Raw genomic sequence first — 20719 nt, 5'->3', positions numbered from 1 at the left:
CATGGCCGGCGAGAACTATCATCACGGTCCCGAGATCATCGAGAATTTCGACGGCTCGGCCTCCGTCAAGGACGTCAAGGCCGCCGTCACCTATCTGCAGGGCACGGCGCCGATCCACGCGCTCTACAACACGCCCGAGGCGCGCGCGCCCTACATCAACCGGCCGATCATCATCCGCACGCAAAAGCAGGCGTCGCAAATCTTCGGCGATCCCGCGACCGCAGCAGGCTATACGATCCCGGCCGCGCTCTATTCGATGTTCAACAAGGACACGACGGGCAAGGGCGCGGGCACGATCGTCGTCAACAACGTTTTCGACCCGGACGTCCACAAGACGGCGGGCGTTCCGGACCCGACGCTCGTCGACTCGGCGGCGATGGTGGGCGGCGTCGACGTCGCCGGCCGGCCCTATGGCCTCGATGTCGCCTTCGCCTGTTACAACCGCTTCGGCTTCTTCCCGCGCCGGGTCATTGCGCCGGGATTCACCGGCCTCGCCGGCGTGCGCGAGAAGATGCTGACCGTCGCCAACAAAGTGCGTGGCCATACGATCTGGGACCTGCCCGCCGGAACGACCGTTCAGCAGGCGATCGAGACGCGCGGCGTCAGCGGCGCCTTCAACACGGCGAGCGAGCGCGTCGCGATCTGCTATCCGCGCGTCTCGGCGCTCGATCCGGTCACCGGCGAAAATACGCTGCAGCCTTACAGCCAGCATTTCGCGGGGGTGTGGAACGTCGCGGCCATGCAGACGGGGCCGCATCGCTCGCCCTCGAACCTGCCCATGCCCGACGTCGCCGGCACGGAGATCGACATCTATTTCGCGCCGGGCGCCTATGACACGGATACGAATCTTCTCAACGAGAAGGGCATCGTCACGACGATGACCACCTTCGGCTCCGGCATCAACACCTGGGGCGCGCATTCCGCGAAATGGGCGACGGTCTCCGACCAGATGGCCTGGCTGCATGCGCGCGCCACCATGGACGTGCTGGAAGACGCGATCCTCTTCTACATGCTGCCCTACACGGACAATTTCGCGAGCCCAGCCATTGTCGACGCGGTCGAGGAACGGATCCGCGCCTATCTCCACACCAAGGAGCCCGGCGGCGACGGCTGGCTCTACGGTTCGAGCTTCTATTTCGATCGCCAGCGCAACACCGCCGAGCAGATCGCGAATGAAGGCCGGGTCTACTACACGCTCAAGACGGCGATCATGGGCATCATGCATCGCATCACCATCGAGAGCTATATCGACCTCAATTTCGTCAACACCGCCCTCGGGCTGGTGACGGGGTAGTTTCCGGCGCTCGCTCTGCCCCGGGGCAACCGCTCGCGCAAATAGGAGCACACCATGGCAGCCGCCAAGATCGGCCAGATCACTCAGGCCGACGTGTATCTGGAAGACAAGTCGATGGTCGGGCGCTTCCGCGATTTCGGCACGCCCGATCTCGAATGGATGGAGGTGGAGCACGAAACGCTCGGCCAGGTCGCCGTGCTCTCTCTGCCCGGCCGGCCGCTCAAGAAGCTCACCGGCAAGGCGACGATCGAATTTCTCGACAGCGATCTCTATCCGCGCCTCTACAATCCCGCGACCTTCCTGCCGCTCGCGCTGCACTCCTATGTCGACGTGTTCGGCTCGGCGGGCGTCGACAAGGACAACAGCTATCGCGTCGTCACCAACGTCACGCTCGCCATCCGCAAGGTCGGCGGGCGCGTCTTCAAGCTCGGCGAGCGCTTCGAGGGCGAGATCGAATGGTCCGCCACGCGCTTCGTGCAGGGCGTGCCCGGCCAGACGCCCTGGACCGAGATCGACGTCATCAACCAGGTCTGCCGCGTCAACGGGCAGGACGTCTGGTCGACTTACTGAATACCAGAGAGGGCGGTCTGGCACGGCTCGCAAGGCCTCCAGCACCCATTGGGGACGCTACGAACGTAGGGGTTCAGCCCGCCGCCCGCACGAAATCCCGAAGCGAAACAACCGAAGGCAAAACCGGGAGTGGCCAACGGCGCTCTCGGTCGGGGTTGGAGTAGGCGAGGCCCCCGCGGAGGGTGTCCCCCGCTAGCGCAGCGGGCCATAGCGCAGGCCCGTGAAATTCGGGCCACCTCATTCCTATAGGAGCGATCATGCCCGAAGCCATTCTCGCCGACACGCCCGCCGCCGAACTCAAGGGCCTCGCCAAGCTGAAAGCCTTCAAGGAGAAGGCCGTCGCCGCCGGCGAAATCTCGCACGTCCTGCCCGACAGCGGCGTCACCATCACGCTTCCGGCTTTCAAGCCGAATGCCGCCTGGATGAAGGCTCAGGCAATGGGCGACGGCGACGCCGATCGCGCGAGGCGCATCTACATCGTCACGCTCTGCCGCTTCGACGGCGAGCGCCTCACGCTGGACGAATATAGCGACCTCATCTCCGCGACGGACCATCTCGCCTGCGTCGCCAAGGTGTTCGAGTCCGAAGAAGATCGTCAGAAGGCCACGGGAAAAAAGTAGCGGCCTGGCCCAGCCCTTTCGACCATGTGCACATGGTCAATAAGGGCTGGCGCCACGACGATCTGACGGCGATGAGCGTCGAGGAAGCGGCGTTCTGGGTTGGGCAACAGGCCGAATATGACCGGGCGGTCGCGGAAGCGATCCGCAAGGCGGCCGAGAAGTAGATCGCGGGCGGCAAGAAGGAGCCAACGATGGCGGATATGGACTTCCAACTCGTCCTCGAAGCCATCGTCAAGGGTCAGGACGCGCTCGACAAGCTCGCCAAATCCGAAGAGCAGATCGCCAAGGCGGCGAAAGCCGCCAACGAGTCGCAGGCCGCGAGCGCCGGCAAGGCGGACGCGGCGATGAAGCGCGAGGCGGAGGCCATGCAGCGCGCCGCCACGGCCGCCAAGAGCCTCGGGACCGGCGCGCACGCCGCCGCCGGCGCGTCCACCCAGCAGGCCGCCGCCGCCGAGCGCGTGGCGACGGCCGAAAAGCGCGCCGCCGACGCGACGAAGGCGCATGCGACGGCGGCGACGATGGAGGCGAAGGCCGTGCAGACGGCGGCGCGGGCGCAGAGCGGGGCGGCCGTCGCGGCGGCCGGGGCGCGCGGGCGTGACGCGCGCGGGCGGTTTCTGCCGGGTGGTGGGAGAGGGGAATTCCTCCGCGAGGCGGCCTCGCAGGCGACTCCCTACGGATATCTGCTTGGAGCGGGGGCCGCCGCCGCCGGCGGCGCAGCGATCGGCATCGGCGCCTACGCCGCCTATGAGACTTCGAAGCGACTTGCGACGGCGAGCGTCGGCGAAGCCATGTCGCGAGAGGTGGCCTTCGCTCAGGTTCAAAAGAAGGTGAACCTCGAAGCCGGGCAGAGTTGGGAACAGCTCGATCGTCAGATCGCAAAAGTGTCGACGACGCTTGGCAAGAGCTATCAGGACACGGCGGCTATATTCGACCAGGGCGGCGCCGCAGGCATTGCCGGCCGGGACCTTGAGACGTTCGGCTTGCTCGCCGCGAAAGTGGCGACGGCGTGGGACGTCGACGCGCGCTCCGCCGCGCAGATGCTCACTGAGGTTCGCGCGCAGACCGGCAAGACCATTCCCGATCTCGAAAAGTTCGCGGACAAGGTCAATTACCTTGGCGACATCTCCGCCGCAGCCGAGCGCGACATCGGCGCCATGTATCAGCGCGCGGCGGCCGGCATGGCGGCGGCGGGCGTGGGCGAGGATCAATCGCTCGCCATGATGACGGCGCTGCGCGGCGTCGGCATGCAGGATGAGGTGGCGTCGCGATTCCTTACCTTCTTCTCCGGCAGACTGCGCACGGCGACGAGCTGGAAGGATGGGCCGCTGGAGGCGCTCAAAGCCATCGGCATGACGGCAAAAGAAGTCGAGATGGGCATGCAAACGAAGCCCATGGAGACCATCCTGACGTTCCTCGACAAGGCGTCGCACGCCAAGAACGTCGTCGGCACGATGAAGGATATTCTCGGGGGTGAGTGGTTCGACGAGGGCCTCCGCTTCGCCCAGGCGGCTCCGGAGATCATCCGCCTGCTCGATGCGCTTTCGAAGGGCAACTACAATAACTCGATGCAGTCGGCGCTCGACATCGAGCTCGGCACCACGGAAGCGAAGATTAACAGGCTCAAAGCCTCGCTCACAGACCTGATGGCCACCTGGGCGAAGCCGTGGGCCAAAGGCGTGCTGGAGCCGATCGTCGAGGCTGCCACGAAGAAAATTGACGAGCTGCGTGCGGCTGAAGAGCGGTCGCAGGCGTCGAAGGCGGGGGTGAAGCCTAAGGGCCTTTCGGTCGCGGACTACGAAGCCGCCCTCGGGCTCAATCGCGAGCCGCCGGCTGTGATTAAGCAGACACCGACGATGGCGCTGTCTGAAGGCAACACGCCGCACCTCGCCCGGACGAAGGGGTTCGGCAAAGACATGCTCGACGCCAGCCAGTTCGCCCAGGCGGCCGAGAAAGTCACGAATGCATCGAACAGCGCCTTTGACGCCCTTCAGAAATTGAACGGGACAACGGCGACGGTGAACGTCGACGCGAGCGGGGCGATCGCGTCGGCGGCTGCGGCGCAGAAGGCGATCGACTCGCTTACGCAAAGTATTCGGACTCTTAACAGCCTCGGCGCGCCCGGCGCTGTCCGGACGCCCGCGCTGCAGCCGGGCCCCGAGCATTCTCGCCTCGAAAAGCACGGCCGCATCAATCTCCCCGCCACTGGCGTGATCGCCTCGCGTGGCGGGCTGCGGCCGGCACATGTCGCGAATGGCGGGCACACCATCCATTACGCGCCGCGCGTCCAGGTCGCCGGCGGCGGGGACGTCGCGGCGGAAATCCGCAAATATCTGCGCGAGCATCCTCATGAGCTGGCGGCCATTCTGCGCCGCGAGAGCGACGCGAAATCGCGTCTCTCCTATCGTGACACCGCCTGATGTTCGCTCTGCTCGGCGCCATCCCCATCGGCCTCTCGCCGCTCACCGGACCCACGGAGGCCGGGGGCAGCGAGAAGGCGACGCTGGCGCGGATCGACGTCGCGACCGGCAAGCCGGCGCTTCAGGACATGGGCGACGATCTCGCGGGCAAGAAGCTTTCGTTTTTCTTCTGCGAGAGCTTTTGCGATCCCGAAAGCGAGATGGGCCGGCTGCGCGAGGCGCGGCGCGCGCGCACGCCTTTGCCCTATGTGCCTGGCGACGGCGCCTTCGCCGGCGTGCGCTTCATCGTCGAAAGCATCGACGACGAAATCCGAAAGACGACGCCGGCGGGCCGGGTCGTCAGAATCGAGGCGCATCTGACGCTGATCGAGGCGCCCGTGCAAAATCTCGAAGGGCTGGCCCAGCAGCTCCAGCAGGCGGTTGCGCCGGCGCGGGCGGCCAATGCGGCGCTCAATGTGCTGGCGAGGCGCTGATGGGCTACATCGTCGAAACCACGAAGCCGGGCGATCGCTGGGACCTCATTGCCTACCGCATGTATGGCGACCCGAGCCGCTACGCCCCGATCATCGAGGCCAATCGCGCGCTTTTCGCGACCGCGCCGCTCGCCCCGATCCCGACCGTGCTCGAGGCGGGACTGGAGCTCCGAATCCCGATCCTCGACGACGTCGAGTCGGCGGACGACGTCCCGCCATGGAGGCGCTGATGCGCGCGATGACGGACCTCCCCGCGCTCGGCGCGCCGACCGCGAAGCTCTATTTCAAGGGGCGCGAAATATGGTCCGACATAGAGAGCGAGGTCATCTCGCTGACGTTCACGGACAATCTGGACGACGAGGCGGACGAGATCATTCTCGATCTCAAGAACGACCATGGGCGTTGGTTCGACAGATGGTTTCCCGACCTCAACGACGAGCTGCGCGGCCAGCTCGGCTACAAGGGCGGCAAGCTCCTCGACATGGGCACATTTTTTCTCGACGAGCCCAACGCATTCGGAGATCGAGCGGGAGACATCTTCCGCATTCGTGGCCAATCGAAGCCCGTCGACAAGGCGCTGAAGACGCCGAAGACGCGCGAGTTCGAAAGGAAAAGCCAGCGGCAGATCGCGCATGGCGTGCTCTCCGAGCATGGGCTAGCGCTTGTCGGGACGCCGCCGGAGATCGCCTTCGAGCGCGTGACGCAGCGGCGCGAGCGCGATCTCGAATTTCTCGCGCGGCTCGCCAATGATTACGGCAGTTTCTTCGCGGTTAAGGGAAAAAGGGCGATCTATATGGATCGCGACGAGCTGTTCTCTCGGCCGGCCGTGCGAATGCTCGCGCGCGGCGAGCGCGCCATCATCAGCTATAATCTGACGCATAAATCCGAGGGCACGCACAGCAAGGCGCGCGTCAGCTATTTCGACGGCAACAAGAAGAAGCTTATCGACGTCGAGGCCGAGGACCGGGACATCCAGACGGGCGACGCGCTGCGCATCGACGAACGCGTCGAGAGCCAGGGCCAGGCGAAGAAGCTCGCCGAGTCGCGCCTGCAGAAGGCCAATATGGCGGCCTGGGGCGCGACCTTCGAAATCTACGGCGATCCCTCCTGCCAGGCCGGGCAGACCGTGCAGCTTTCGAAATTCGGGCGGTGGGACCGCAAATACATCATTTCGAGCGCGCGCCACCGGCTGGCGCGCGGCGGCTATACGACGAATATGGAGCTCGACGATGCGCGGAAAGCAGCAAAGTAGCGCGCTCCAGGGCAGCGCGCAGTTCAAGCGGGGCGTCGTCGAGAAGATCGACTCCGAGAAGCCCTGGCGCGTGCGCGTGAAATTCCAGGACGAGGACGGCGTCCAGAGCTTCTGGCTCTCGATCATGAGCGCCGGCGCCAAGGGCAATCGCCACGCCCATACGCCGCGCGAGGGCGAGCAGGTGGCCTGCCTGGTGGACTGGCGCGGCGAGGACGGCGTGATTCTCGGCGGCCTCTACAGCGAGGCGGATGCGCGGCCGGAGACCGCGAAGGAAAACCACCATGTCGAATTCGAGGACGGCGCCATCCATGAGCACGATCCGAAGACGCATGTGCATCGGATCACGCTGCCGCAACAAGGCACGCTCTTTTTTGCGGTCGGTGACATGCGCCTGAAGCTCACCAAGGACGGCGGCGTCGTCAACAAGCCGATCGTCCTCGGTCAGGTGGACGAACCGCAGAGGAGGAAAAAATGAGCGACGCGGTGAATGCGGGCGAGCTGCGGGCTTTCGTCGAACGCATCGAGAAGCTCGAAGAGGAGAAGCGGGCGATCGGCGACGACGTCAAGGACATCTACGCCGAGGTCAAGGGCACGGGCTACGATCCGAAGATTATCCGCAAGATCGTCTCGCTGCGCGGGCAGGACAAGGCGCGCCGGCAGGAGGAAGAGGAAATCCTCGACCTCTATATGTCGGCGCTCGGCATGTCGTGAGGTGCGATGATGGACATGTTCACAAAGGACATGAGTCCGGAGGCGAAGGAGCGCCGGGCATTTGGTCAATACAGCCCGGAGGAGCTGGCGGCGGTCGAGCGGTTGCGGGCGGCCGCCGACGAATTGGAGCGCGTGCTCGACTCCCTTGGCGACAGCGATCTATTGCAGCGCGCGCGACGCAATCTCTACGCGCTTAGGATGGGCGCGAAAACGCATATCCTCTATCCGTGGTGATGGGGCGCGAGTAGCGGGGCCGGGTTGCCCCGGACGCGGGCCGGGCTACGCGTGCGAGTTCTCTCCGCTTGACACACCGCGCGACACACAATATAAAACACGAGTCAACTGAGACGCCACATGGCGCAAGGAGATGAAAATGACCTCCAGAAATTACCAATTCGTCGACGTCGACGTCGACGCCGCCTGGCGTGACAATCATCAGACCTGTCCGGCCGTCGCCTCCGCAATATTCGCCATCGCCGACAAATCGCGCACGGCCGAGGAAATCTGGGCCGAACCCACTCCGGCGGAAATCGACCACATCAAAATGGCGATCGAAAATTATATCTCCTGTGGAGACATCGAGCCGAGCGATGACGGCCGATACGAGTGGGGATTCGACGCGATCCGGCTGTGACCAGATCTTGCGAAATCTGCGGCGGGGCGATCCCGCCGCAAATGAAACCGACCGCGAAAATCTGCTCACCGGACTGTCTGCGGGTCAAAAAGCGGATTGAAGCGCGCGCGCGCCGCAAGGCCGCGCGCGGCGGCCCGCGCCTCTGCGTCGTTTGTGCAGCGGAAATCCCGTTTGGGCGCCGAGCGAATACGTGCAGCGATGTTTGCCACACGATCAAGCGACGGGCGCAACACCGGGATCACAAACGTCGGGAGGCGACTGAGCGCCCGGAGCGTCTCGCGGCGCGCGCAGAGCGCCAACGCCAGCGACGCGCGACCGACCCGGAATTCGCCGACGCGCTTCGAAACAAGGCGCGCGCCTGGGCCCGGGCGCGGCGCGACGATCCCGAGCAGGTGCGAAAAATACGCGCCGCCGCCCGGAAATTTTGGGAGGCGCATAAACACGACATCATCGAGAGCCGCCGACAGCGGATCGAGGCGATGACGCCAGAGCAGCGCGCGCAATTCGAGGAGAGGCTGCGCCTCTATAGCCGGAAATTTTGGGAGGCGCATAAACGCGACATCATCGAGAGCCGCCGACAGCGGATCGAGGCGATGACGCCAGAGCAGCGCGCGCAATTCGAGGAGAGGCTGCGCCTCTATAGTCGGGATTGGCGACGCGCCTGGCGCGAGCGGATGCTCGCCGATCCGGAGGCGCGCCGGGAATATAGGGCCCAGCAGGCCAAAGGGCGCGCCGACCGCGCCTTGAGGCAACTATTCGCTCTCAGCGCGAAATTGGAGGATTTGACGGATGAGTGATTTGACGACGGCGGGCCTCACGCTGCAGGGGCTGGCGACGGCCGATACGGAGACGCTGCGCCGCGAACTGGGGCGCGCCATGCGCATGACGGCGGAGAGCCTCGTCTATCTCGCCGCGATCTGGCATGAGCTGGAAAGCCGCGGGGTGGATCTGTCGGCGCTGCGGACCGGCCTCAGCGCCTACCTCCCGCTCATCGCGAGCGGACGCGCCGATCCCGAGGCCGTCATTGCGTTTGCGGGTCAGCCGACGCTCATGCGCGCGATCACGCAGCTCCCCGTTGATGAGCAGCGCCGTCTGGCGGCGGGCGGCGCGGTGCGCGTCGTCATCCAGACGCCCGACGGCGTGGAGTCCGAGCGGGACATTACGCCGAATTTGCTCTCCGCAGCCGAGGTCAGGCGCGTATTCGCGCCGGGGGCCATCCGTTCCCCGGCCGAACAATCCAGGCTAATCCGCACCGCGCGCAGCCATGCGCGGCGGGCCGTCGCGGCGCCGCCGTTCAACGCCGCGCGCGCCGCAGACTTCGAGCCTCCGCCGGTTGGCGACGACGCGAAAAACGTTGTCATTCCGCTCTCGCCCGCCGAGCACGAGGCGCTCAAAGTCGCTGCAGCGCGGTTGGATTTGCCGCTGCGCGATTTGGCGCGGCGCATCATTCTCGCAGGGTTGGAGGGATAAGTGACGCAAGCGATGCGCAAAAACGTCTATTTGGACGCACGGACATTGGATTTGATCGGTCGCGACGACAGTCTGTCAGGATCGATTCGACGGATCGTCGACCGCTATGCGGAGTTCGTGCGCCGCGAGCGGCCATGGGAAATGTTTGAGGCCGCCGAGCTGGATGCGATTCGTGACGCGTGCCTGTCCTGGGCGGCGGAGCCTGCGGCGACGATCATCGGCGGCATCGCGCTCGAAATCAGAGATGCTGATGTTGACGGTCTCGGGCGCAAATGGGGCGTCGACGCCGCCGCTCTCGCGGACAAAATAGACGCACTCTCGCCCGCTCGACAGATCGCCCTCATGGATTGGATCGAGCGACAGCGCAACGCAACGGAGACCGACGCGAAGTTTTAGGCGGGCAATCCGCGCCGCGCGCCCTTTGCAAATTTCCGAAATTCTGCAAACTGACCGCACTGCCTGACTCACGCCGCTGCGAAAAATTCGCAGCGATTTGGCGTAGCCCGCGCGCGAAGAACGGGCATGCTCGATTGGCGCTCGATCGATTACCTGCATTGGCAGCCCAAGCGCGGCGCGCTGGGCGAGGCGCTGTTCGGCTATCTCGATCCGCTACAGGCCGTCCGCGCGATCGCGCTGACCGAGAAGGGCACATGCCCGCTCCACCCCGAGAAATGCGTGCGGCTCGTCCCCTGGATCGACCAGCCCGAAAACATCGCGCGTCCGAACATGGCGCGCGAGCTTTGGGACGCGGTGACGACCTACGAGCCGCGCGTCGTCATGCAGCGCGTCGAGTTTCAGGGGGCCGAATATTCGCATTGGCGGGCGCTGCTCAGCGTCGTGCTCGCCGGCGACGTCGAGAAGCGCATCCACATCGTGGAGGTCCCGATTGGCGCGGCTTGACGATCCGGGGCCCTATAATCTCGACATGCTGCGGGCGCTGCCGGCGCCCGAGCTGTTCGAGCGCGACCCCAAGGTCCTGGAGCAATCTCTCATCGCGTGGTTCGAGGCGGCGACCGGCCGCACGCTCTATCCGATGCAGATCGAGACGCTGCTCATCGGGACGGTGGCCTATCTCTGGTCGCTGATGGCCGAGGAGGCGCGCATCGCGCATATGCAGCGCTATGCGGCGCTGGCCGACGAGCCCTGGCTCGCGCAGCTCGGGGCGCAGCCGGGCATCGAGACGCCCCGGCTCGACGCCGTCGCCGCGACGGCCATGGCGCGCTTTTCGCGCACCCAACTGGGCGCGGCGGTCGTGATCCCGACCGGGACGCGCGTCAGCGCCGGGTCCGACACGACCGTCTTTCTGACGGTCGCCGAGGCGACGATCGGCGCGGGCGTCTATTCGGTCGACGTGCTGGTGCGATGCGCGACGCCCGGCTCCGCCGCCAACGGCCTGACGACCGGAAAGATCAGCGCGATCGTCGACGCCGTCGCCGGCGTCGAGACGGTCGCCAATGTCACGACGTCGGCCGGGGGCGTCGATCGGGAGAGCGTCGACGCCTATCGGCTGCGCCTGTGCAACGCGCTGGAAAAGGCGAGCACGCGCGGCCAGCGGCGCGGCTATGTCGAGCATGTCATGGCCTATACGGGCGCCATCATCGCCGTCGCCGCCGTGCGTCCGCAGCCCTGCTATGTCGACATCTATCCGCTGACGGCGACGGGCCCGGCCGGGCCGGCGCTGCGCGCGCAGATCGAAGAGCATCTCTACGATCTGCAGGAAAACGAGCTGTTGCCCATGGGCGACCTCGTCACCGTGAAGCCGCCGGAGCCCTATCTTCCGGAGTTCCGCCTCGTCGTTTACGCGACCGCCGATCGCATCGGAACGCGCGTGGCGGCGGAGGCGGCGGCGCGCGACGTGCTGCGCGGCTGGGGGTCGCGGCTCGGCGGCGAGGTGCTGCCGCAGGTGGTGCGCGAGGCGGCCAAGTCCGCTTCGGGCGCCAGCAATGTCGAGAGCGTGAGCCTCAAATATCGGCGTCTCCAGCCATGGGAGTTCGTCGACGGCGAGAACGCAGAAATCCAGGTCGACGTGCGCCTCCCGGAGGATGAGCAATGACGCGGGTCCCCGATCGCCGCGCGCTGCCCGTCTTTGTTTTCGACGATCGCGGCCGAGCTATACATTTCGCGATGACGCAGGTGACGGGCGCCTTCGACTGGCAGGCCGCCATGGCGATCCGCTGGCCGGACGTCCCGACCGTCATGCTGCCCTACGCCATCCGCTCCCTCGGCGTGCAGGACTATGTCGAGCCGGGGATGCGGGAGGTCTATCAGCGCCGCGTCGTCGAGAACGCCATCCCGATTAAAATCCAGGAGGGCACGATCAAGGGCGTGCGCTTCGCGCTGTCGCTGCTCGGCATGACGGTCGAGTGGACGCAGTGGCATCGACGCCAGCCGCTCGGCATGCCCGGGACGCATCGCGCGGTGGTGCGGCTGGAGGAGCGGCTATTCGAGGGCGAGCCGCTCCTTTCCGAGCGCTCGCTCCTCCACGCCAAGCGCGTCATCGAGACGGTCAAGCGCCACTCGCAGGACGTCGATTTCATGGTGGCGGCCGACACGGCCGCAAAGGCGCGCGTCGCCGCCGTGGGCGTGCGGCCGATGCATTTCGGCTTCCTCGAGGGAGTGGCCGAATGACGCGGGAGGCGATCAAATTCAAGATCACGGCGGCCGGGCGCGCCGCGACCGCCTCGCCGCCTTCCGGGCTGCGCGCGGCCTTCACGCATATCGCGATCGGCAAGGGCGACGCGGCGAAGCCGGCCGACGCCGCCGGCTACCAGCCCACAGGGGACGAGACGGCGCTCGAGCGCGAATTCATGCGCGCGCCGCTGTCGGCCGGCTCGAAGCCCGCGCCAGACCAGATCGCCTTCACGGGCCAGATCGACGGCAACGAGACGGGCTGGATACACGAGATCGGGCTCTTCCTCGATGACGGAACGCTTTGGGCCGTGTGGTCCGAGGACTCGACCGTGATCCAGCGCTATGACGAGGACAATCAGCCGGTCTATGGCGCGCCGCTCGGCTACAAGGCGCTCGGCGTGCCATTCCTGCTCTCGGCTGTCGTCACCGTGCAGGATTTCGACCTCGACTCGATCGACATCGTCGTCAACGGCCCGCCGATCAGTGTGACGGTCAATCGCTACGATTCGCAGATGCTCAATCTGCTGGCGATCGTCACCGATCGCGCGCGGGCGCTCCACGATCTCGAAGCCGCGCGCCGCGCCGACGAGGCGCGTCTGGGCGATCTCATCGAGCGCAATCACGCTCTGGAGGCGCGCGTCGCCGCCCTCGAAGAAAGGTTTGGGTCATGAGCGCGGAAACGGAAGCCCTGCAGGCGGCGGCGGCGCAGCTCTATGCGCTGTTGCAGCAGCTTAAAAAATCGAACGTCCAAATCGTGCATGGCGTCGACGTCGGCGCGGTCAATCACGTCACGATCGCGCCGACGCCGGCGGTGACGGCGTGGAGCGACGACCTGGTCATCGTCGCCAGCGTCGCCTCGCCGAATCTCGCGCCGAGCCCGGACCTGAAGGTTTCGGACTTGCCGGCGATTCCCATCGTGCTGTTCGACGATACGGGCATCCTCCCCGGCGATCTCGACGGCGTCGCCCTATTCAAAATCCGGGGCACGGGGACGGTCGAGGGGCCGAGGGCGGCGCTGCTCTTCCTCGGCCCGGCCGCCTATGCCAGGCGCTTCCCCGCACTCTCGCCCGGAGCCTTGCGGCCGATCGTCTATGACGATGGACTCAACAAATATGGCGGCGCGATCTCGACGGCCAATGAGGTGCGGGCGGGAAGCGTCAATGACACGATCGTGACGCCGAAGGCGCTCGCCGACGCGCATAAATGGACGGCGCTCGCGGACACGCCGACAGTCGCGTGGGACATGGCCAGCGGCTTCAACAAGACGCTCTCCATGGGCGCCTCTCGCACCTTCGCTTTGCCGACGAATCTCAAGGAGGGCGTGCCGATCTGCCTCCTGATCACGCACGCCGCCGCCAACAATGTCGGGGCCTGGGCGGCGGGCTGGAATTTCGGCGCGGCCGGGGCGCCCGTGCTGTCGACGCAAATCGGCAAAATCGACATGGTCACCGGCATTGTCGGCTCCGTCGATCCGCCGCGTATCGACGCCGCCTTTCGGAAGGGCTGAGCCATGATGCCTTTCCCGCACATTATCGGCGCCGGCTCGCGCGGCCTGACCTTCGTGCCCGACGACATCGTCTATTCGTCGGCGATGTATGGGCGCGGCTTTTCGCGGATCTCGCGCGGCGGACTCACCAATGCCGGCGGCGGGCTGCAGCCCAGCGTCTGGGGCGGCATGCAGATCGACGCGCTGCTGCAGGCGACCGGGCCCAATGGCGATCTGGTGGTGGCGATCGTGGGGCTCGCGCTGCCGCGCGACGTCTTCCACTCGGTCATTGTCCCCGGCCTCAATTCGGGCGCGCGCTTCGTCGCGACGGCCAGCAATTTCTTCTATCCCGTGGGCACCGGCTACAATGTCACCGTCTGGCAATGGTCCGGAGTCGCCGGCGTCATCGCCGGCGGCGACGTGATGTTCGAGTGACGGCCATGCTGCTGCTCATCTCTGACAATTCGCCGGTCTATCCGCCCTATGTGGACGCGGACGGCTATCAGTATCCCGAGAACATCATCGATCTATTCTCGGACGAGCGCCTCGCGCAGCTCGGCTGGAAGCGCCCGCCGCCGCCGGCGCCGACGAAGGATGAGCTGAAGGCCTATGCCTATGATCGGCGCAAGGCGAAGAGCCGCGCGACGATCATGGTCGCGATCCCGCAGGCGAGCGGTCCGGCGATCGCCGTGCCCTTCCTGTGTTCGGCCGACAATATCGAGGACCTCGCCAAGGCGGAGCGCCGCGCGCGTCGCGATCCTGATTACATTTTCACCTGGGCGCGGGCGGCCGGCACGCTGGAGCTGACCGCGACGCAGGTGCTGGCGATCGCCGACGGCGTCGACGACTTCACCCAGGCGACCTTCGTCGCCCTCGCGGAAATCTACACGGGGATCGACGCCGGCGGCGTCGAGACGAGGGCGGAGATCGACGCTTATCCCTGGCCGGAGGTCGCGCCATGACGGCGACGGATCAATGGGAGGTGGTGCGCGGCCAGTCGATCGACCGGACGATTGCGCTGCCGGCCGACGGCCCCGATCCCCAGCATGACGGCTCGTGGTTCGTGCTCGCGCTCAAAGCCGCGCGCGCCGACGTCGATTCCGTGCTGGTCTTCGACTCGCGTGATCCGAAGCGGGCGCTGACGATCGAGGGCTGGGACGCCGGCCAATTTCTCGTGACGCTCTCATTCCGCGCCTCGCGCGGCGAGACGCTCGCCATTCCGGCCGGCTCCTATGTCGGCGACCTGATGCATGGCCGCCCCCGGCCTCAACACAATTTCGGGCCGAAGGTCTCTCCCATCGCCGCCGTCAGCGTCGTCGTCCTTTGAGGTATCGAGCCATGAAACGCCTCGCCGCTCTTTTCCTGCCGCTGCTCCTGATTGCGAGCCAGGCGCTCGCACAGGGCTCGGTCACGCCGCTCGGGCCGAAGGGCGACAGGGGCTGCTCGCTGCTCGAATTCCGCCCGTCGAATGCGACGCCGGAGCCGTCGCCCTCGCTCGGCATGGATTGCGATCTGGCTCTCGATCTCCGATCGGGGCGGTGGTGGGGGCCGAAGGAAAACGGCGAGTGGGGCATCTCCCGCTCCATGGCTCCGGTCGACGCCGCGCGAGCGATCGCCGATCAGTCGGCCGTTTTCCGAGACGCCGCTCAGCAGGCCAGAGACGCCGCACAGGCCGCTCACATGTCGGCCGTCGCACAGGCCGCCGCCGCCCAAGCGGCGGCTTCCAACGCCTCGCTGAGCGCGGCGGCGGCCAATACGAGCCGAGCGGCGATCGACGCATATTTCCCCGGCGGCGTGCTCCAGTCCGAAAAGGGGGGCGCCGGCGACATCCTCGGCATATTGGAGGCCAACGGGCTCGGGCAGGTCTCGGCCGCAGCGACGCTCGGCTCGGGCGAGCTGCTGCGCAAGAGCGGTGCGGGCGGGGTCAGTTTCGTGGGCCTCAATGTCTCAGGCGTTGCGTCTGCGAATTCGTTCCAGGCGCCGGCGGCGGGCGGCTTCTACTCCAACGTCGGTCCCGTCAACATCACCCGGCTGGCGGATCGCGTCTTCGTCGGCGCCGACGCGAATTACGCCGGGACCTCCAATTGGTCGCCGTCGTCGTTTCCTGGCGGATGGGAATGGTTCCCGCGCGAAAGCACGGGGATGGTCACGTCGCCCAATGGGCGCATCGCGCTCACCGCTTTTGTGAAGGGCTCTCTCGACGACGCGGCGAATCCTGGCTTTTGGGTCATCAACAACCAGAACACAATCCTGGCCGGCGGGGGCGGCTACACTGACGGAACATACACGAATGTGCCTCTGACTGGCGGCAGCGGCGCGGGAGCCAAAGCGACGATCACCGTCGCCGGCGGGGCGGTGACGGCCGTCAATGTGACGGATGGCGGCAAAGGATATTTGCCGGGCAATCTGCTGACAGCGTCGATCCCCGGCGGTTCGGGGTTCTCATACCGCCTCGATAGTTACGGCGTGTGGATGCCCTCGCGAATTGCGGGAAATTACGGCTGCGAGAACGACACGACAACCTACAAAACCGCGTGCTGGGCTGGCTATTTCGAGACCTACCGCCATCCCGGCGCCGGAACCGTCAATACAATCGAGATCGACACTTTCAACGCCGGCGATTTGGTCGTCCTCGACCCATATGCGACAGCGACCTATTTTGCTGGCCTGACGATCGGCGTCATCAACAGTTGCGGCGGCTCCATCTACAGCGTCACGCCGCACCCGTGCTCGGCCGCCTATCTCGTCTCTGCCGGCGCGTCGTCCTGGGACAAAGGCATCGTATTTCAGGGCGGCGCGATCACCGGCGTCAACGGACAGGCGGGCACGGCGGAGGGCGATGCGATCGAAATGTTGCCCGGCCATCGCACAAGGTGGTTGAAGCCCAATCGGGCGCCCGGCTTCGAACTCGTCAGCCTCACGACGACGGCCACCGCGAGTCTTTCGCGCATCGAGGCGGGCGATTTTTACACGAAGCTGACCATCAACGGTCAGCAGAGCTGGAAGGGCGACAGCGGCGGCAATCTGTTCGTGGGTCTCGCCAGCGCGACGGGCGCGACGGTCGGATTTCCCTACATGCCGGCCGTCGCAGGCGCGCCGAGCGGCGTCCCGAGCGAGCTGCCGCCGAACTATGCGCCCTACCTATGGGACGGCGCTAGCGGGCATCTCAACGTCTATTCGGGCGCCTGGTTCGCTCTCGCGACGCTCGGAGTGGCGAACACGTTCACAGGGCAGCAGACGTTCACGGCGCGCATATTTGGGGAGGGCGCGGGCAACACCTGGCCGACCGCCGACGTCGACGGCGCCATGTGGGGCGTGCGCGACTCGTGGCTGTATGCAAAGGCGGGCAATGGGCGCATCGCCATCGGGGGCTTCTCCCGCTCCTCGAACACGGTCTCGCCCTATCACGACACGATCGGCGCCGCCGGATTTGCGATCGCGGATTTTGCCGGAAGACCCGCATGGGGCGGCTATTTCGATTGTCAGTTCGAGTCGGGGACGCAGTGCTACGGCGTCGAGATCGCGGTCAAAAACAAAGGGCCCAATCTGACCTCCACGCCGTATTTTATGACGTCGGGCACCTACGGCATCTGGGCGCCGGGAGGCGGCGACAACGCCTATGGAGGGGCGTCGACCAATCCCAGCAATACCGCCATCGCCATCGGCCGAGGCGGAAACACTTGGAACCGGGCCCTTGTAATTGCAGCCAACGCGCTCACCGGCGATGATGGCGCGACGGGGACCGCCGTCGCGATCGAGATGGCCAAAGGCCACATCGTCTCCTGGCGGGCGCCCGGAAACGTCCAGGGGGCCTCAATTCGATCCGACGTCACCGGCGCGGCCGGCTCGGATGTGTCGCAAGTCTTCGAGGACGCAAAAGTATCGTGGTTCGGCGCCGGCGGCGGCTCGACCATAGCGAGCCTGTCTCACATTTCCGGCGCCGTGAATTATCTGCGCCTGGTCAACAATATCGCGGCATTCGCGCCGCAGATCGTCGCCGCCGGCTCGGACGCCATTATCGATATCGATCTCGTCCCCAAAGCGGGGGGCGGCGTTCGCGTCGCCGGCGCCGCCGGCGCCGATATTCGCCTCGCGCAAGGCGTCGTGGAGCTCGTCGAGATCAGCGCTCCGTCCACGCCCGCGGCGAACAGGATGCGGCTGTGGGTCGAGGACAATGGCTCCGGCAAGACGCGGCTGATGGCGCAATTTGCCACCGGCGCGGCCCAACAAATCACCATCGAACCCTAAAGGAGCATGCCATGAAATCAGCCCGCCTTCTCGCCGTCGCGCTTCTCGTCTCCGCCGCTTTGCCGGCGCATGCCGGCCCGGCGCCGGACCTGGACACGGAAAACGTCACGCCCATTATCGAGACCATTCAGCCCGGCAAATTCCGCCTCCGAGAGGGCGGCCTGATCTGTGGACCGTTCGAGTTTGAGGGACTCGACCGCACCAAGATGTGGGTTGTGCCCGCGGGCGCGTGCATCGGCGACAGAGCCGCCGCGCAGTAATTCCAAACCGAAGGGGAAATCCGATGAAGCATTTGGTCTGTCTGATCGTCGCCCTGTTCGCTTTCGCCGCTCAGCCCGCTCACGCGGAGCCGATGAAGCTCACGGTCAAAGAGCTGCGCGAAATCAAGGTGGGCCTCCAAGCGCTGATGAGCGGATTGGAGACGAGGATTCGCGAGGGTGAACGAGATCGTGTCATCCGCGAGCAATATCATTTCGCCTCGGCCGCGCTCGACAGCGCGGCGGCCAAGGACGTCGTCCGCGTCGAAGCGGCGCTGAAACCCGTCGAGACGGAGCTGTCGGCCGCGCTGCGCCGCATTTGCCCGTCGCAGGACGATTGCCGGATCGCCGACAAGGACGATGCGGCGACGCGCGACAAGAAGGGCGCCGCGATCCGTCAATTCGATGACGAGCAGGACAAGGCGGCCGCCTCGGAGCTGACGGTCGACCTGATCCGGCTAAGCGAGCAGAACCTCGACGAGGTGACGCCGAAACTCCCGATCGCCATCCGCGCGGTCCTTTGGCCTCTCACGAAGTAGCGTCGAGCCAGTCGCACAGCGCGCCGCCTATGGGCGGCGCGGCGTCAGAAACCCGCCGAAAAGCCCCGCCGACTGACGCTGGAAAAGGCGCGCGTTGGAAAAATGTGGCCAAAGATCGCAGCGAAAATGGCCAAAGATCGCAGCGCGCTACAGGGGGCTACGCAATCCACGGCTCTTACGCAACTGGATCGTTAGGCCGCCCGGCCTCACCTGGGTGTATTCGGGGAACCCGTCTGGGAGAAAGACGAACCTGTCTCTGGCTCGGCGGAGGAAGCTATTCCGGAAATTCGGAAATTCGGATTGGAGACCGGAGGCCAGAACCACCCCCACATGGACCCGCCTTCGGCGGTCTCGAATCTCCGCGGCAAGAGCCCGCAGAATGCGGGCCTTTCGGCCGCTTTCGGGAAAGTCTCGGGAATTGGCGATTGCCTGGCTGGGGCGGGAGGATTCGAACCTCCGCATGGCGGAATCAAAATCCGCTGCCTTACCACTTGGCGACGCCCCAAAGCGCCCGCTCTCCATAATGCCGCGTGGGCGGCTCCGCAACCCGGCTGTGGCGCCGAAAGGCTCAGGACCAGGCCTTCAATCGGGCGAGGCGGGCGAATTTCTTGGATTGGTGGCGGTCCATGCGGTCCAGCACGTCCCGCAGGAAGCGCACGCCCTGCGGCAGATAGGCGCCCTTGTTCAGCATGACGGCGTCGGCGCGCTGGGCCATGGCCGCGTCGGTCGTCTCGGCGCGGCTCGCCACTCCCTCATGGACGAATTGATCCAGGACTTGCGTGGCCCAGATCACAGGCGCATACGCCGCCTCGCAGAGCCACAGCATTTCCTCCTGCATTTCGGAGAGGCGGGCGAAGCCGACTTCGACGGCGAGATCGCCGCGCGCGATCATGACGGCCGTCGGATGGCGCGTCGCCGCGCGCGTCATCAGGCGCGGCAGGTTACGCACCGCCAGCGGCGTCTCGATCTTCAACACGATCCCCTGCGGCGGCCGGTCCCCGCGCCGCGCCGCAAGCTCCGCCTCGAGACGCGCGACGTCTTCGGCGCGTTGCACGAAAGAGAAACCGACGAGGTCCGCCAAGTCGACGACGGCGTCGAGATCGGCGAGGTCCTTTTCGGTAAGCGGCGAGAGATCGAGTTCCGCCGTAGGCAGATTGACGCCCTTGCCCGGCTTGAGGCGCAAGCCTTTCGCCCGTGCGGCGACGATCTCGACCTCGACGCCCTCATTGTCGCAGGCGACGACGCGCCCCGTCGCCTTGCCGTCGTCGAAGGAGATCTCCGCGCCGATCTGAAGCTGCGAGACGATTTGAGGAAAATTCAGGGACGCGGCCACGTCCTCGCCGCGCGGGTCGAGCCTCGTCGTCAGCCGGAGGCGGTCGCCGGTCCAGAGGCGGCGTTTCTTCGGCCCGCAAACTTCCTCGACGCGCAGCTTGGGCCCCGCAATGTCCATCAGCACCCGGCAGGGACGGCCGGCGCGTTCCGCCGCGGCGCGGACATGGCCCGCCATGCGCGTCCAGGCGTCGGCGTCGTCATGGGCGCAATTGATGCGCGCGCAATCCATTCCGGCGGCGATCAGCGCGGCGACAAGGCTCGGATCGTCCGCGGCTTCGCTCGGCAGCGTCGCGATGATGCGCGTGCGGCGCCCGGCCTTCGCGCCGAAAATCCTGTCGCAGGCCCGTTGCAGCGGATCGCCGCCGCTTCGCGCGGGATAATCCGCTTTTTCTCCGCAAAGTCTGCGCAGCGTCGCGAGCAGCGCGTCGAGCGCGGGCAAAACGTCGGCTTCGCTGCGTCCGAGCGAGGAGAGGCCGAAGGCGGCGAGGCGGAGCTGCAGAGCGATGAGATCGCGGCTGCGCAGCGACAGGTAATGGGCGAGGTTGCGCGCGCCGGCCTCGGCGTCAGGCGCAAGGCCCCAATCGGCGAGACGCGCCTCGCCCTCCCGCGCGACCGCCTCGCGCAGCGCCGCGACATCGCCGCGCAATTCCAGCAGCTCGCCTTGCGCGTCGTCCATTCCGTTGCGGCCGTGCATTTCCTTGTCCGTCTTTTCGCCCGTCGCATTCTCAACGGCAAGACGACGAATTTGTTACAGAGAAGCTCGCTGCGCCTTTGCGTCGCAGCCT

The 20719-nt window shown here is 66.1% G+C and carries 27 protein-coding genes and 1 tRNA gene; 25 read left to right on the top strand and 3 right to left on the bottom strand.

Going from position 1 to position 20719, the window contains the following annotated elements; translation table 11 throughout:
* Position 1 precedes the first annotated feature (1 nt).
* From ACV7JP_RS04810 to ACV7JP_RS04755, 12 genes are all read left to right on the top strand, one after another.
* Complete coding sequence (locus tag ACV7JP_RS04810) at positions 2-1294, top strand: phage tail sheath family protein (protein WP_457798095.1); 1293 nt, start codon at positions 2-4, stop codon at positions 1292-1294.
* Between the two features lie 54 nt (positions 1295-1348).
* Positions 1349-1864 (top strand): phage major tail tube protein, encoded by a 516-nt coding sequence (locus ACV7JP_RS04805; protein WP_457798094.1) that lies wholly within the window; start codon positions 1349-1351, stop codon positions 1862-1864.
* A gap of 257 nt (positions 1865-2121) precedes the next feature.
* The gene (locus tag ACV7JP_RS04800) at positions 2122-2484 is read left to right on the top strand and encodes a hypothetical protein (RefSeq protein ID WP_457798093.1); all 363 of its coding nucleotides are present in this window, start codon (positions 2122-2124) and stop codon (positions 2482-2484) included.
* A 32-nt stretch (positions 2485-2516) separates the two neighbouring features.
* Positions 2517-2648, top strand: coding sequence for a hypothetical protein (locus tag ACV7JP_RS04795; RefSeq protein ID WP_457798092.1), 132 nt, complete (start codon positions 2517-2519; stop codon positions 2646-2648).
* Positions 2649-2675: 27 nt separating this feature from the next.
* The gene (locus ACV7JP_RS04790; protein ID WP_457798091.1) at positions 2676-4901 is read left to right on the top strand and encodes a phage tail tape measure protein; all 2226 of its coding nucleotides are present in this window, start codon (positions 2676-2678) and stop codon (positions 4899-4901) included.
* The gene (locus ACV7JP_RS04785) at positions 4901-5374 is read left to right on the top strand and encodes a phage tail protein (RefSeq protein ID WP_457798090.1); all 474 of its coding nucleotides are present in this window, start codon (positions 4901-4903) and stop codon (positions 5372-5374) included. Before ACV7JP_RS04790 ends, ACV7JP_RS04785 begins: the two co-directional genes overlap by 1 nt.
* The gene (locus tag ACV7JP_RS04780) at positions 5374-5604 is read left to right on the top strand and encodes a tail protein X (RefSeq protein ID WP_457798089.1); all 231 of its coding nucleotides are present in this window, start codon (positions 5374-5376) and stop codon (positions 5602-5604) included. The genes ACV7JP_RS04785 and ACV7JP_RS04780 overlap by 1 nt, the downstream gene beginning before the upstream one ends.
* A complete protein-coding gene (locus tag ACV7JP_RS04775) occupies positions 5604-6626 on the top strand; it encodes a phage late control D family protein (RefSeq protein ID WP_457798088.1) in 1023 nt (340 codons plus the stop codon). The genes ACV7JP_RS04780 and ACV7JP_RS04775 overlap by 1 nt, the downstream gene beginning before the upstream one ends.
* Entirely contained in the window at positions 6604-7101 is a 498-nt protein-coding gene (locus ACV7JP_RS04770) for a phage baseplate assembly protein V (RefSeq protein WP_457798087.1), read from the top strand. The genes ACV7JP_RS04775 and ACV7JP_RS04770 overlap by 23 nt, the downstream gene beginning before the upstream one ends.
* A complete protein-coding gene (locus ACV7JP_RS04765; protein WP_457798086.1) occupies positions 7098-7337 on the top strand; it encodes a DUF2312 domain-containing protein in 240 nt (79 codons plus the stop codon). Before ACV7JP_RS04770 ends, ACV7JP_RS04765 begins: the two co-directional genes overlap by 4 nt.
* Before the next feature lie 6 nt (positions 7338-7343).
* Positions 7344-7571: a hypothetical protein gene (locus ACV7JP_RS04760; RefSeq protein ID WP_457798085.1), complete on the top strand. Its 228-nt coding sequence runs from the start codon at positions 7344-7346 to the stop codon at positions 7569-7571.
* Between the two features lie 139 nt (positions 7572-7710).
* Complete coding sequence (locus ACV7JP_RS04755; protein ID WP_457798084.1) at positions 7711-7971, top strand: hypothetical protein; 261 nt, start codon at positions 7711-7713, stop codon at positions 7969-7971.
* Positions 7972-8036: 65 nt separating this feature from the next.
* On the opposite strand, the gene ACV7JP_RS04750 is transcribed toward ACV7JP_RS04755, so the two are convergent.
* Positions 8037-8723, bottom strand: a complete 687-nt coding sequence (locus ACV7JP_RS04750; protein WP_457798083.1) for a hypothetical protein — start codon at positions 8721-8723, stop codon at positions 8037-8039.
* Positions 8724-8760: 37 nt separating this feature from the next.
* Between ACV7JP_RS04750 and ACV7JP_RS04745 the strand changes: the two genes are divergently transcribed.
* The 13 genes from ACV7JP_RS04745 (at position 8761) to ACV7JP_RS04685 (ending at position 18602) form a co-directional block, all read left to right on the top strand.
* Positions 8761-9441: a hypothetical protein gene (locus ACV7JP_RS04745; protein WP_457798082.1), complete on the top strand. Its 681-nt coding sequence runs from the start codon at positions 8761-8763 to the stop codon at positions 9439-9441.
* Positions 9442-9837: a hypothetical protein gene (locus tag ACV7JP_RS04740; protein WP_457798081.1), complete on the top strand. Its 396-nt coding sequence runs from the start codon at positions 9442-9444 to the stop codon at positions 9835-9837. It abuts the gene before it with no gap.
* Positions 9838-9963: 126 nt separating this feature from the next.
* The gene (locus ACV7JP_RS04735) at positions 9964-10341 is read left to right on the top strand and encodes a hypothetical protein (RefSeq protein WP_457798080.1); all 378 of its coding nucleotides are present in this window, start codon (positions 9964-9966) and stop codon (positions 10339-10341) included.
* Complete coding sequence (locus ACV7JP_RS04730) at positions 10328-11494, top strand: baseplate J/gp47 family protein (protein WP_457798079.1); 1167 nt, start codon at positions 10328-10330, stop codon at positions 11492-11494. Before ACV7JP_RS04735 ends, ACV7JP_RS04730 begins: the two co-directional genes overlap by 14 nt.
* Complete coding sequence (locus ACV7JP_RS04725; RefSeq protein WP_457798078.1) at positions 11491-12069, top strand: phage tail protein I; 579 nt, start codon at positions 11491-11493, stop codon at positions 12067-12069. Before ACV7JP_RS04730 ends, ACV7JP_RS04725 begins: the two co-directional genes overlap by 4 nt.
* A complete protein-coding gene (locus ACV7JP_RS04720; RefSeq protein WP_457798077.1) occupies positions 12066-12743 on the top strand; it encodes a phage tail-collar fiber domain-containing protein in 678 nt (225 codons plus the stop codon). Before ACV7JP_RS04725 ends, ACV7JP_RS04720 begins: the two co-directional genes overlap by 4 nt.
* On the top strand, positions 12740-13579 hold the full coding sequence (locus ACV7JP_RS04715; RefSeq protein WP_457798076.1) for a hypothetical protein: 840 nt from the start codon (positions 12740-12742) through the stop codon (positions 13577-13579). Before ACV7JP_RS04720 ends, ACV7JP_RS04715 begins: the two co-directional genes overlap by 4 nt.
* A 3-nt stretch (positions 13580-13582) precedes the next feature.
* Positions 13583-13993, top strand: a complete 411-nt coding sequence (locus tag ACV7JP_RS04710) for a hypothetical protein (protein WP_457798075.1) — start codon at positions 13583-13585, stop codon at positions 13991-13993.
* 5 nt (positions 13994-13998) lie between these two features.
* Positions 13999-14520: a hypothetical protein gene (locus tag ACV7JP_RS04705; RefSeq protein ID WP_457798074.1), complete on the top strand. Its 522-nt coding sequence runs from the start codon at positions 13999-14001 to the stop codon at positions 14518-14520.
* Positions 14517-14885, top strand: a complete 369-nt coding sequence (locus ACV7JP_RS04700) for a hypothetical protein (RefSeq protein WP_457798073.1) — start codon at positions 14517-14519, stop codon at positions 14883-14885. Before ACV7JP_RS04705 ends, ACV7JP_RS04700 begins: the two co-directional genes overlap by 4 nt.
* 11 nt (positions 14886-14896) lie before the next feature.
* A complete protein-coding gene (locus ACV7JP_RS04695) occupies positions 14897-17806 on the top strand; it encodes a hypothetical protein (RefSeq protein ID WP_457798072.1) in 2910 nt (969 codons plus the stop codon).
* A gap of 11 nt (positions 17807-17817) precedes the next feature.
* On the top strand, positions 17818-18066 hold the full coding sequence (locus tag ACV7JP_RS04690; protein WP_457798071.1) for a hypothetical protein: 249 nt from the start codon (positions 17818-17820) through the stop codon (positions 18064-18066).
* 23 nt (positions 18067-18089) lie between these two features.
* Positions 18090-18602 (top strand): hypothetical protein, encoded by a 513-nt coding sequence (locus tag ACV7JP_RS04685; RefSeq protein WP_457798070.1) that lies wholly within the window; start codon positions 18090-18092, stop codon positions 18600-18602.
* Positions 18603-19032: 430 nt separating this feature from the next.
* On the opposite strand, the gene ACV7JP_RS04680 is transcribed toward ACV7JP_RS04685, so the two are convergent.
* A tRNA-Gln gene (locus tag ACV7JP_RS04680) sits at positions 19033-19107 on the bottom strand.
* Between the two features lie 63 nt (positions 19108-19170).
* The gene (locus tag ACV7JP_RS04675; protein WP_457798069.1) at positions 19171-20628 is read right to left on the bottom strand and encodes a pyruvate kinase; all 1458 of its coding nucleotides are present in this window, start codon (positions 20626-20628) and stop codon (positions 19171-19173) included.
* Positions 20629-20719 lie beyond the last annotated feature (91 nt).

The organism is Methylocystis sp. S23, from assembly GCF_054106005.1.
The sequence above is the reverse complement of the archived record's forward strand: the minus strand, read 5'-3'. Positions and strand labels throughout refer to the sequence as shown.